Origin of the sequence: Methanosarcina sp. UBA411, assembly GCF_002495725.1 — an archaeon.
Lineage (GTDB): Archaea > Halobacteriota > Methanosarcinia > Methanosarcinales > Methanosarcinaceae > Methanosarcina.
Genome location: NZ_DAGK01000034.1, coordinates 56537 through 68902, shown reverse-complemented (window position 1 = coordinate 68902; position 12366 = coordinate 56537). Strand labels below are relative to the sequence as shown.

Here is a 12366-nt window from a genome sequence, read left to right as displayed (position 1 = left end):
ACTCGCTGAAGAATTCGACTTAAATGATATCGAATCCAAGTTCGAAGGAGCCGAGTATAACAAGCAGAAGTTCCCCGGACTCGTTTACAGGGTTTCAGATCCTAAAGCTGCATTCCTGGTCTTTACTTCCGGTAAGGTTGTCTGTACTGGGGCCAAAAATGTTAACGATGTACATACAGTCATAGGTAATATGGCTAAAAAGCTGAACAGTATCGGGATTAAGACCATTGAGAACCCCCAGATTACTGTCCAGAACATTGTTGCTTCCGCAGATCTGCATACTATTTTGAACCTTAATGCAATTGCAATAGGGCTTGGACTCGAAAACATTGAATATGAGCCTGAGCAATTCCCTGGCCTTGTATACAGAATTGATGAACCCAAAGTAGTTGTGCTTATTTTCAGCTCCGGAAAACTGGTAGTTACAGGCGGCAAGACCCCTGAAGATTGTGAAAGGGGTGTCGAAGTCGTCCGTCAGCAGCTTGACAACATGGGGCTTTTATAATAACCCTCAATATATTTTATACCCTTTTCTGGAAATAAATGATTTATATGATTTTACAATAAAATGGATTCTGTGACGCGAGTAGAGGTCCCGGCAAGGATATGTGGAAGCGTGAACAGTGCAGATGTTTGTATTCTTATTCCCACCCTGAACGAAGCTGCAACAATAGGGCAGCTTATCAAGGACTTCAGGCAAGAAGGCTTTTCCAACATTCTGGTAATTGATGGGAATAGTAAGGATGGTACAGGGCAAATTGCAGCAGCTGAAGGCACAAAAGTTGTCATGCAGACCGGAAAAGGTAAAGGGCAGGCAATGATTCAGGCTTTCAGACTTATAGAAAGCCCATATGTAGTAATGGTAGATGGCGATGGCACATATCTTGCCCGAGAGGCACGTTCCCTTCTCAAGCCTGTGCTGGAAGGCCGAGTAGACCACGTTATAGGCAACCGGCTGGAGAATTACTCCCCTGGAGCTTTTACGAAGCTCAATCTTGTGGGCAACCGTCTGATAAATATGTTTTTTGACGTTGCATATGGCGTGAAATTAAAAGATATTCTCTCAGGTTACCGTGCATTCACGCTCGAGAGTGTAAAGGAACTCGAACTTAATAAGACAGGTTTCGAAATCGAGACCGAAATCTCTGTGGAATGTATTCTTAAAAAGCAGAGGGTCGAAGAAGTCCCTATTACTTACCTGCCGAGAAGTAAAAAAGGTGCAACCAAACTAAATCCGGTAAAAGATGGATTTAGGATTGGGTCTACAATCTACAATCTTGCAAAATTACATAATCCAATGTTTTACTTTGGAATTATAGGGTTCGTCTTAATCATGGCAGGTTTGTTCACAGGAACCTTTGTTGTAGTCGAGTGGTTCCGGGGAATCGATCATATCCCGCTTACCATTCTTACAACTCTGCTGATCATATTCGGCCTTCAGATGTTTATCTTCGGGACTTTGAGTGATTTCGTATTAACTCTCCATAGGCAAACAGTCCAGTTAATTATGGAAATGAATAAACAGAAAAAATAAGAGAATTTTATTCTTTCAACCTATATTTTTTTAAATTCTTAGTTAGTTACTTCTTTAGAATTTAGAAACTATTATAATAGCCTATAGTATCAATTGTACTAATGATTTCTCTATTACTTTCTGAAAATATGATATGTATTATGCTAGTTTCAAAATTATTGTTTAATCTATATATTGTGTGATTTATAAATTTGCTTCCTGTTTTCCTCTTTTAGAAAGCGTACAGCTTACACTTTCAATAGGTTAACTCGAAATCTAAAGCTTAGGTAAGAAACAGCCGGCAGTGATTATCCTATAAGTAAGTTCTGTCTAAAATTCTAATCGATTTTTGTTTTCCTATTTCAGGTCTGTAAATTTCCTTCTCTCTAAGATTGTTAGAGAGTTTGGTCAAAACATAACCTTTCAAAGCCGATCTGAACTCCATATGCCCGGACGCAAGAAAATCATAGACTTGTAAGTACTTAAGGCTTGCTTGATCCTGCTTCTGGAGTAAAGAAACTAGGTAAAGATATGATAATAAAGAAGAAACTTGGACTAAGAGTATTGATTTTGGCAATGCTGCTGGTAAGCATAGCGTTTGTGCCAGCAGCGAGTGCCGAAAAATTAACTGAAAAGACAAATGATACAGCGGTTGATGAAATAGACTATAGTGTCCCAGAGCCAGAACCGATTATAACACTGAATATAATACTTAAATTTCCTTATTGGTACTTACTCAAGGCAGATGAAAAGTCAGCAAAAAATTTTCTTTGGTTATATTGGCAATTGCTATGTTTCCAATGAAGAAAAAATAAAATGAAAAAGACAATCTCAAACTGCAAGTAATTACGGCAACGGCGGTGAACTTCAAACAGGTGATCCGCTTTCATCCATGCGAGAGTTGACCAAATCATTACATATCAGTGTCATTAAGGCTCAAAAAGCTTGCGAAGATTTGCGAAGATTTGCAAAGGGATGGATTTACAGGAACTATGGCGGGACGCGGCTGTTTTGAATGGCATATAAAAAGTCGTCATTTGGCAGACTCTATTTTGAGGTCTAATGATATGAAACATGATCAAACAGCGGCTTTGGAATAGGAGATTTTCATGTATGCCAACGAATGTGAAGTACTTTGGAATAATTCAATGTCATTACAGTATCTGTTTGCAATTGTCGAAAATTGTACCGTAATTCTGAGAGGTAAATAAAATGCTACTAGTCATACACTTTGATATTGACGCGGATATTATAGATGTTCCGCAAACAATAATAGAAAATGCTGGATATTATCAAGATCAATTTCACAAATGGCTTTCCAACAAGTCTGTCAACCATTCATACTGGTCTTATAAAGACGGCAAGAAGTATGGTTTGATTTTTCGTTCCGACGCATTTGTAGAATGGTTGAATAAGTATCCACTAAAAGAAAATAGTCAAAAAGCAAAGATTGTATCACAACATTCGAGTGGGTATGAAAAAGCCTTGCCGATTTTGTTCTTTTGAGAGAGCAATAAACATGACGAAAAAAGATCGCTATTTTATTGCTCTATTTTTAATTCTTGTTGTCGGAGGCATTCCCGTAAGCATTTTTCTCCACTCAGGTTATATGGATTTAATAGATTGGAGGGATAGAGGTCAACACTATCATTGTGTATATGGTGTCAGGGTAGAGGGCCTTTCTGGAAGAGACGTATTGGGGCCTACTGTAATAATGGTTCCAATTCCTGCAACGAAAGAAGGCAAATTTTTTACTCCCCCTGCTCAAAAAGACCCTTGTTTTACCCAGGAACTAATGCACGAAATCAACAATTGGCCTGAACAATACCGCAAAGGTCCCTATTTTGAAAATGCAACTGAAATCTTTGACAACAAAACAACACCAGGAGGTTGGACAACCTTCATTGCAGAAACTGAGAAAGGATATATGCTTGGGTTCAGGACAAACGAATCCGTGCTCCAGGATATTTCTTTTAGTGCAAATTTTGTTGCAGACTATTTTGATATTTTTGATCCTATAAGTAACGGAAGTCCAATATTATTCCCGGTTGAAAATATTTCGAATATTTCTGTAATCTCTTATGGAGAATACACCAGGTATGCCTCAAATCCGACTTATGACAGTTATGTCTATGCAAGTGAATGTAGACAAGGAGCACCGATATATTTCCATATCCGTTTGGAAGCAAATAATGATCCAGGGGAGTGGCCCAAAGAATACAGGGGCCAGTATCTGAACGAAATAAAAGAAACTACTAGTGGCACAGGCTTTTTAAAAGTCAAGGTTACTCTGGGACAGGAATTTATTTTATGGCAATACCTAAATAAGTATAGAATATTAACTATAAAATTCCTAATTATGTTAATGAAACTTCTTGACAGTAACAAAACTGGGTGTTCCTTATACTTCATTAATAAAATTTATAATATTGACTTAAATGTTTTTGTGGAGCTCAAGCAAACTTTCCAGACCATTTGAACTCCACAACTAGGAGTAAATAAATGATTTTTTGGAATGATGCAAGTATCAAATTTTACTATGAATCTTGCCTTCTTCAATTTTCAATTTAAAACAATTTTACTTGTCTTTTACTCAAAAGGAGTTTGGCATCAATTTATAATGTATTTATTTTAATCATATGTTTCATATTTTTTCGATATCTATGGGCGTTGAAGTAAAGTAAACTTGAGTAAGGTTAAAGTTAATTTTTTAAAAAGTGTTATATATAATTACGCGCCTTTTATGATCTAACTCACACTTGCCTTAGTTCCAGATTGATCTTACAGACATATTTACAGGTAACATAAAGTTTGAGGTTAGTAATATGACAATAGTGGAAGATGCACAGAAAGGGATTATTACTGAAGAAATGAAGATCGTTGCAAAGGATGAAGGACTTGACCCTGAATTCATCCGTCGTGGTGTAGCAGCCGGAAGAATTGTTATTCCAACCTCTCCATACAGACAGGTAAAGATCTGCGGTATAGGAGAAGGGCTCAGGACTAAGGTCAATGCATCCATCGGTGTATCTTCAGACATTGTTGATGCAGACATGGAAGTTAAAAAAGCACAGGCTGCTGAAGCCGCAGGTGCAGACACCCTTATGGAGCTCGGAACCGGTGGAGACTTCCTTGCAATCAGGAAAAAAGTTATTGACAGCATTTCTCTTTCAGTTGGTTCAGTGCCTCTTTACCAAGCTTTCATTGAAGCTGCAAGAAAATACGGTTCAATTGTAGACATGACCGAAGAGGAGCTCTTCAAGGCAACTGAAGACCAGGCAAAACTTGGAACCAACTTCATGGCAATCCACACCGGAATCAATAATATCACTATGGACCGGCTTAAAGCCCACGGCAGGTACGGCGGTCTCTGCTCCCGTGGTGGCGCATTCATGACTTCTTGGATGCTTCACAACGAAAAGGAAAATCCTCTTTATGAGCACTTTGATTACCTCATTGAAATCCTCAAGGAACATGAAGTAGTCCTCTCCACCGGAAACGGAATGCGTGCAGGTGCAATCCACGATGCAACTGACCGTGCCCAGATCCAGGAATTAATTATTAACTCCGAACTGGCTGAGAAAGCCCATAAGCAGGGTTTACAGGTAATTGTCGAAGGTCCTGGTCACGTCCCATTAGACCAGATTTCAACCAACGTAAAGCTCATGAAAGAAATGAGCGGTCACAAGCCCTTCTACATGCTCGGTCCACTTGTAACTGACATCGCACCAGGTTACGACCATATCGTAACTGCAATCGGAGCATCGGTTTCTGCCTCATACGGCTGTGACTTCCTCTGCTATGTAACTCCTGCAGAACACCTCGCTCTTCCAAACCTTGAAGATGTCATCACAGGAGTCAAAACCTCAAAGATTGCAGCTCACGTAGGAGACATGATAAAATACCCAGACAGGGCAAGAGAACAGGATCTTGCTATGGGTAGAGCCAGAAGAGAACTTGACTGGGAAAAGATGTACTCCCTTGCAATCGACCCTGAACATGCAAGAGAAGTCAGGAACAGCAGATCTCCCGAAGATTCTGACGCCTGCACAATGTGCGGTAACTTCTGCGCTCTGAAGATCGTCAACCAGAATTACAACCTCGCAAAATAAGCAGGTATAGTAAATCACAGAGTAAGGCCCTCAGGCTTTACTTATCTAATTCTTTTTAAACCACTTTTCGTGCTTTTTCTCACTCGTGTGGCTTTTTCTTTCTTCATTTGATTTTTTTTCTCCATTTCTTTTTACTTTCTTTTTCAGTAACATATTTTTCGTATTATTTATATATTTTAACTGTTATTCTCTAATGTAAGTTTTTGTAACTCTGGCAGATTAAATCGATATCTTTTTACATTATTGCCTTAAAAATGTCAAAAATTATTTTTATTCGTTAACTGTTCAGGCCCGATTTATGAAATGGAGATCCCTTCCACTTTCAACGAAGAACTTTTTGTTGATTACGTGGTTCAAAATTCCGATAAAGAAACCACAATTAATGTTCTCTCCCAGCATATAGGAGAATACCAGAACTACTCTACTCGCCAGCCTATGATTACGGAATTTGAATATAAAGCACATCAATTCTGCGCTGAAAACGGAACAGCCAGCGGAGCAGACCTCAATTTAATCTGGACAAACCTCTCTAAAGAGTATGGGGGCGACTCAATTGAATTCTACGATGAGGATTCTGTGGAATGGGCTTATGTTAACCATATTTACTTAACAAATAATTACTATACCTTCAACTACGCGGTCTCAAAGGCAATAACTCTCTCCCTTTTCAAACAGTACAGGGAAGATCCCGAAACTTTCAACAAAAACTACATTGCGTACCTCTCTGCATGTACAACGATTCCGCCTGAAGAAAAACTCAAGAAATATTTCGGAATTGAAATTAACAGGCAGCTTTTTGAAGATGCAATGGACGTTGTTGAGTTGAGGATTCAGGAACTCAATGAACTGGAAGCAGAGATGAGTGCAAATGATTCTTATTCTGCTGCAAAAAATCTAAATACTTCTGGATTTTTCTGGATAGGTGAATCTAAAAACAAATGAACTTGAATACTTTAGGTAAAACACTTTTAATGTTCAGATAAAACGCTTGATGGTGTTCACGGGCACTTAAGTGCCCTTAACCTTCAATTTCTTTTCTTTTTTCGGGAGAACATTTATCTCCAGCTGTTTTCCAGTTATTACAATTCTATCCTGCTCAGCAGGCTTCCTTTTGCCGGAATTGAATAAGCATTTCTACCAGAAAAGATAAAACTACATGCAACGCTACTGGAGATGGATAAGATGTACTACGATATAATAGAATCCCCAATTGGGCCCATTCTTCTGGCAGGGAATAAAGAAGGACTAAAACATCTTATTTTCCTGAAAGGCGAGAAGAAAGTGAAAATCCCTGAAGACTGGATAGAAAATAAAGAGTTCTTCAGGGAGGCTGCCAGGCAGCTTGAAGCTTATTTTTCTGGGGAACTCGAATCCTTTGATCTTAAGCTGGCTCCCGAGGGAACGGATTTTCAAAAGTCTGTCTGGAAGGCTTTATGCGAAATCCCTTATGGGGAGACCAGAACTTATACAGAAATAGCTGTATCTATCGGAAAGCCCAGGGCTTATAGAGCTGTAGGGCTTGCAAATAACCGAAATCCAATCGCGATAATTATTCCCTGCCACAGGGTCATAGGCACAGATGGAAAGCTTACGGGTTATGCCAGTGGACTGGATATAAAGGAATTTTTATTAAAACTTGAAGAAAAAATTGAAGAAAATAAGTGGCAAGTGACCTAAAAAGTGACTTAAATTGACCATATCCTGAGATCTCAATGATGTTATTTTCATCGCTTATTGTCATTTTTCTGTAACCTATCTATTATTCTCAAACCATATTATTCTCATAAAATAGCGCATGATAAAAGGTCTTTCAGGTTTTTTCAGGCTGTTCAGGGCTGTTTCAGGAAATATCATGTCTTTTCCCGAAATCAATCTCTTTGCCTGCGTAAAATGTGGAACAGGGCTATGTGTCCTCCGATTTCGCTGAAACAAGAAGCTAACCTTTCTTTTTTATGGATTTCGAAGTTTTAAATTTCAGCTTTCTTGAGAAGGCAGAGTTCGATGCTGAATCTCAGCTCAGTTGCTTATGTCGCCGTTAACGGAGTTGAAGTATTCTTCGAGAGATTCTGCGTTGTTACATTTATCCATAGATTCAGGTTCCTGTAAGGTACGCTGATATTATCTTCAAATGTGTTCTTTTCGTCTTCATTATAGAGCAAAAATGCAAGCCTCATGTCCGTTCCCTTAAAGGGAGGAGTTATAGTAACAGTTTTCTCCAGTGTCTCGTTGTTTTCGAGGTATACTTTTTTCCAATCAGCCGGCAAAGGCAGAGGCGTTTCTTCGAGCGTGACTTCCATCGTATAGTTTACGGGCTTCTGCTCATGGTTTACAATTCCCACAATTAGGGTTCCATTCTCCCCGAGTATATATTCAGTAGGATAGTTCTCAGCCGTTCCTTCAGGTCCCAAAATATAAAATTCGGTAGAAGGTTCCTGTAGAGACTTTACTATCGGTTCAGCGTTCATTTTTTCCTCGCACCCTAATGCAAGAAGAGCTAGGCTTAAGATAATTAGTATGAATAATATTTTATTATATTTCATTTTCTTCATACTTCTTCTATTTTTCTCTATATTTTCAATGTTAACATGTACTCTCTCACATCTTAATATAATTTCCCAACCTTGTATATTATAAAATAGAAAAAAGCCTAGTGATAGTTATGCCCTTAATTTCCTTGACTACCGATTTTGGAGACCTTTATCCCGCAGCCATGAAAGCCGTTATTCTGGGAATAAACCCGATGGTACAGATTATCGATATAACCCATTCCATCCGGCAGGCCGGAATCCGGGAAGGGGCTTTTGCGCTCTATTCTCTTGTTCGGTATTTCCCGCAGGGAACCGTGCATATTGGCGTTATCGATCCCGGAGTCGGGACTTCTCGCCGTGCTCTTGCCATAAAAGCAGGCCGTGCAGGAGAAGAACAGTTTTTTATCGGCCCTGACAACGGGCTTCTGATCCCTGCAGCTCGCTGCTTTGGCGAAATGGAAGTCTACGAAATCACAAATTCTGAACTCATGCTCAAATCAGGAATTTCCGCAACTTTCCACGGCAGGGATATTTTTGCGCCTGCAGGAGCTCACCTTTCAAAAGGCACGCCTATCGAGGCTGTAGGTCCGGAAATCTCGGATTTTGTTAACCTTGATTTCGAAAATTTCGGAATTGATGGTCCCTTCCTTGTAGGTGAGGTTATTTTTGCAGACAACTTCGGAAACATAATCACTAATATCCCGGAAGAAGTGGTTTTAAAATTCTCTACTTTTGGCTCGCAGATAGAAGTAAATGGCAGAAGGATTTCTTTTGTTCAGACCTACGGTTTTGTCAGGCCAGAGGAGTCCCTTGCCCTTATAGGCAGTCATGGATTCCTGGAAATTGCAGTAAATAAAGGAAATGCTTCACGTCAGTTCGGGCTTAAAAATGGGGATGAGGTTGCAATAAAGATAATGTAAAAAGCCTGGAGATCACTTCTGGAAGATGTAGAAGTCTTCATCTTTTCACTTCAGGCAGTGGGTAATAGTAACCCCAGGTCAAACGATATGCTGAAAAGACTGTCTCAAAAATAGGTGATCAAAAAGCAACAACTCTCCCTTGTCAAAAACATAAACGATCCTGATCCTGAAGTCAGGTGGGCTACGGTTGAAGCTTTAAGGATGCTGAATAAACAGAACTAGGTAAAAGAGAAGCCTTTATACCTTAGCTTCCTTGCTATGAAAGCTGACGTACTTTTCCGGGTCATCTTGGAATCTCTTCATGCATTCATACGAACAAAAATAATAAGTTCTTCCCCTGTAGTCACTTTTGTATGTAACATCTCTTTCTGTAACATCCATATTACATATAGGATCTAACCGTGTTCCACTCCCTTTCATTTTCATGATTTTTCCTCCATTGGTCCGATTATATCATTTTATTCTTTCAAAGCCGAAATACCGGTAGCTTTTCACCCTTCCACAATACATTTCACAAGTTACTGAGAATAAACCCAAATTACTGATTATTACTATAATATTAGCAATTTTATATAATTAATTTTGGTAGCGTTCCTTACACTCTTCCCGCTTCCACAGGCGTCTCATACTTTTCCAATATATTTTTTGGAAATTTCAACAAATATTTATATTTCTTTTCAATAAACAATTAAAAAACCCTGTTATTCTTCATAATGTCGTATTTGAAATTTCATCTTCCACAAGGAAAATCCACATTCCATTAAATTTACTTCATGTTATGAAATTAAACTAAGTATGGAGCTAAATTCTTTTGCCAGGCGATAAGTCAGAATATTCGTTCGAATGCTTAAATGATGTTTCTACGAAGGAAGATGTACTTGGATTCCGTCCTTACGTCGAAGCTATCGCAGAATTTCTTACCGCCGAGGGCACAAAGCCCCCTATTACTCTTTCTATTGAGGGGCAATGGGGATGTGGCAAGTCTTCTTTCATGAAGCAATTGAAAGAGGAAATAGATAATAAAAATGAAGGAAAAGAAGAAACAAAATATTTTACTATATGGTTCAATTCCTGAAAATATGAAAAAGAAGATGAATTATGGGCCTCTTTTGCACTTAATTTCATTGATGAGTTATCGAAACAACTTTCATGGAGACGTCTACAGTCTTCAAGGATTAAGTTGTTTTATCTGAGATATAAACTTCTACTGAAAAGTAATTTTCTAATTTTTGTTCATTTTTTCTGGAACGTTCTTTCTTTCATACTTATTTTTTCATTTTTGTCTTTGCTTATTACTTATGTTTTGCATTCCTTAGGGATGCCGTTACCAGACTTTATTAATGACGAATTAATCAAGAATTTCTCTAATTTTGTTCTCATTTCAGCTCCTTTAGTAGGCCTGATGAAGTATTTTTCTACCGAAAAGTGGTTTATAAATGTATTTAGAGATCCCTTCAGCCTGAAAAAACTTGAATCAAATACAAATTACAAGGAACGCCTTTCTTTTAGAGAAAATTTTCATTCAGACTTCAATGAAATAATCAAGTCCTATGTTGGAGATTCGAAAGTCTATGTTTTCATTGATGACCTTGACCGATGTGAAGTCCCAAAGGCAGCGGAACTCATGCAGGCGATTAACCTGATGATCTCTGATAACTCCAAAGTTTATTTTTCCTTAGCTATGGATAGAAAAGTCATCTCTGCGGGCCTTGCTGCTAAAAATGAAAAAGTTATCGACTACCTGGGGATTGAAGGCCTTGAATACGGTTATGATTTTATTGAAAAATTCATCCAGCTTCCGTTTAAAGTGCCCAGTCCAAAAAGCTCTGAATTTGTAAAATTTTTAACATCAGTCGATAAAACTGAAACTTCTTTGAATCCATCTGAACCTGCGGGAAAATCAAGTATATCTGAAAAATTTACTCCTGATAAATCTCCCGAAATAGACCTCAAATCCTCTCAGAATAAAACTAACGGACAAGACACAGAATCTGAAAACTCCAATAATGTTGAAACCGAATCAAACAAGCAAGAAATCAAGAACTGTAAAGACTGTGTGGAAGATTCTGAAACATCAAAATTGATATTGGAAATGGTTGCTTCTGCTCTGGATAATAATCCTCGTCGAATAAAACAGTTCATTAATCTGTTCCGTTTTCAAAGAACTATAGGAAAAAGAATTGGTCTCTTTTCTTATGATGAGAGTACAGATCCCAAATATATGTGGAATTGTAAAAAAGTTGCTAAATTTGTGGCAATAAGCATAAATTGGCCTTCTCTGATTTCTGATCTGGGTACAAATATAACGCTTCTTGAACAGTTACAGAAATGTGCTTTGAAGCCGAAAAAAGAACTCAAAAATTCGGAAGGAGAAAACGAGACGATTGAAGAATACAAAAACTTGGAAAGATGGACTAAAGACGAAAAGTTGATGAAGCTATTGAGGCACGGCTGTGTGGAAGGAGGGACTATATCTAAAGAGGAAGCCGAATATACCCTTTCAGGCCTTAATTTCAGCAAATTATTGGAGATTTCGCCTGAAGTTACATCTTCTATTTCTTTGCATGACGTTATGATGAATATGGAATTTGCCTTGATCCCCGCGGGAGAATTTATGATGGGCTCTCCTGACGATGAGGTTGATATATATCATACCGAATGTCCTCAACATAAAGTAACGATTAAAAATCCTTTCTATCTTGGTAAATATCCTATTACTCAGAAGGAGTGGATTGCTGTAATGGGTAATAATCCTTCCAGTTTCAAAGGTGATGACCTACCTGTAGAATCTGTTTCCTGGGACGATGTTCAGGAGTTCATCAAAAAACTGAATAAAATGGAGGGCACTGATAAGTACTGCCTTCCCTCCGAAGCTGAGTGGGAGTATGCGTGTCGTGCCGGAACAACTACGAGATATTCTTTTGACGATGAGTCAAAGCTTAATGAATATGCATGGTATGGTAATAATTCCGGTTCTGAAACTCATCCAGTTGGCAAGAAAGTCCCTAACTCCTGGGGCTTGTATGATATGCATGGGAATGTCTGGGAATGGGTTGAGGACAAATGGCATGAAGGTTACAATGATGCTCCTATTGACGGTAGTGCTTGGGAAGATGAGAATAGCTCTGATCATGTGCTCCGGGGCGGTGGCTGGTACGGCGGTGCCCGTTACTGCCGGTCGGCGAGCCGCGACGGGCTCGGCGCCGGCTACCACTCCGACTTTGTTGGCTTCCGCCTTTTGAAGAAATTGTAACCACTTTTTACTTTACCACTTTACACTGTTGTAGGAGTAG

At 38.8% G+C, this 12366-nt stretch carries 14 protein-coding genes; 12 read left to right on the top strand and 2 right to left on the bottom strand.

Going from position 1 to position 12366, the window contains the following annotated elements; translation table 11 throughout:
* The 8 genes from BP861_RS13610 to BP861_RS13575 all read left to right on the top strand — a co-directional run.
* On the top strand, positions 1 to 505 hold a 505-nt coding region (locus BP861_RS13610), incomplete at its 5' end, for a TATA-box-binding protein (RefSeq protein WP_292376421.1).
* A gap of 111 nt (positions 506 to 616) precedes the next feature.
* Positions 617 to 1534 (top strand): S-layer glycoprotein N-glycosyltransferase AglJ, encoded by a 918-nt coding sequence (gene aglJ, locus BP861_RS13605; RefSeq protein WP_292376790.1) that lies wholly within the window; start codon positions 617 to 619, stop codon positions 1532 to 1534.
* Between the two features lie 468 nt (positions 1535 to 2002).
* On the top strand, positions 2003 to 2317 hold the full coding sequence (locus BP861_RS13600; protein WP_292376419.1) for a hypothetical protein: 315 nt from the start codon (positions 2003 to 2005) through the stop codon (positions 2315 to 2317).
* Between the two features lie 408 nt (positions 2318 to 2725).
* Positions 2726 to 3019, top strand: coding sequence for a hypothetical protein (locus BP861_RS13595; RefSeq protein WP_292376417.1), 294 nt, complete (start codon positions 2726 to 2728; stop codon positions 3017 to 3019).
* A 103-nt stretch (positions 3020 to 3122) separates the two neighbouring features.
* Positions 3123 to 3992: a hypothetical protein gene (locus BP861_RS13590; RefSeq protein ID WP_292376415.1), complete on the top strand. Its 870-nt coding sequence runs from the start codon at positions 3123 to 3125 to the stop codon at positions 3990 to 3992.
* Between the two features lie 346 nt (positions 3993 to 4338).
* Positions 4339 to 5625, top strand: a complete 1287-nt coding sequence (gene thiC, locus BP861_RS13585) for a phosphomethylpyrimidine synthase ThiC (protein WP_292376413.1) — start codon at positions 4339 to 4341, stop codon at positions 5623 to 5625.
* A gap of 303 nt (positions 5626 to 5928) precedes the next feature.
* Positions 5929 to 6567: a M3 family metallopeptidase gene (locus BP861_RS13580; protein ID WP_292376412.1), complete on the top strand. Its 639-nt coding sequence runs from the start codon at positions 5929 to 5931 to the stop codon at positions 6565 to 6567.
* A 240-nt stretch (positions 6568 to 6807) separates the two neighbouring features.
* A complete protein-coding gene (locus BP861_RS13575) occupies positions 6808 to 7302 on the top strand; it encodes a methylated-DNA--[protein]-cysteine S-methyltransferase (RefSeq protein ID WP_292376789.1) in 495 nt (164 codons plus the stop codon).
* Positions 7303 to 7649: 347 nt separating this feature from the next.
* On the opposite strand, the gene BP861_RS13570 is transcribed toward BP861_RS13575, so the two are convergent.
* Complete coding sequence (locus tag BP861_RS13570) at positions 7650 to 8195, bottom strand: DUF1616 domain-containing protein (RefSeq protein WP_292376788.1); 546 nt, start codon at positions 8193 to 8195, stop codon at positions 7650 to 7652.
* 89 nt (positions 8196 to 8284) lie between these two features.
* Here BP861_RS13570 and BP861_RS13565 point away from each other — a divergent pair, with 89 nt between their 5' ends.
* Both BP861_RS13565 and BP861_RS16145 read left to right on the top strand, forming a co-directional pair.
* Positions 8285 to 9073, top strand: a complete 789-nt coding sequence (locus BP861_RS13565) for an SAM hydrolase/SAM-dependent halogenase family protein (protein WP_292376410.1) — start codon at positions 8285 to 8287, stop codon at positions 9071 to 9073.
* A gap of 114 nt (positions 9074 to 9187) precedes the next feature.
* Positions 9188 to 9295, top strand: a complete 108-nt coding sequence (locus tag BP861_RS16145; protein WP_394339077.1) for a HEAT repeat domain-containing protein — start codon at positions 9188 to 9190, stop codon at positions 9293 to 9295.
* Between the two features lie 15 nt (positions 9296 to 9310).
* Here the strand turns inward: BP861_RS16145 and BP861_RS13560 are convergent, their stop codons facing one another.
* Positions 9311 to 9499 carry a YHS domain-containing protein gene (locus BP861_RS13560; protein WP_292376408.1) on the bottom strand — a complete coding sequence of 63 codons (189 nt, stop codon included), beginning with the start codon at positions 9497 to 9499 and terminating at the stop codon, positions 9311 to 9313.
* A 385-nt stretch (positions 9500 to 9884) separates the two neighbouring features.
* Between BP861_RS13560 and BP861_RS13555 the strand changes: the two genes are divergently transcribed.
* Together BP861_RS13555 and BP861_RS13550 are read left to right on the top strand one after the other, a co-directional pair.
* Positions 9885 to 10148 carry a P-loop NTPase fold protein gene (locus tag BP861_RS13555; protein ID WP_292376406.1) on the top strand — a complete coding sequence of 88 codons (264 nt, stop codon included), beginning with the start codon at positions 9885 to 9887 and terminating at the stop codon, positions 10146 to 10148.
* Between the two features lie 327 nt (positions 10149 to 10475).
* Positions 10476 to 12326: an SUMF1/EgtB/PvdO family nonheme iron enzyme gene (locus BP861_RS13550; RefSeq protein ID WP_349681027.1), complete on the top strand. Its 1851-nt coding sequence runs from the start codon at positions 10476 to 10478 to the stop codon at positions 12324 to 12326.
* Positions 12327 to 12366 lie beyond the last annotated feature (40 nt).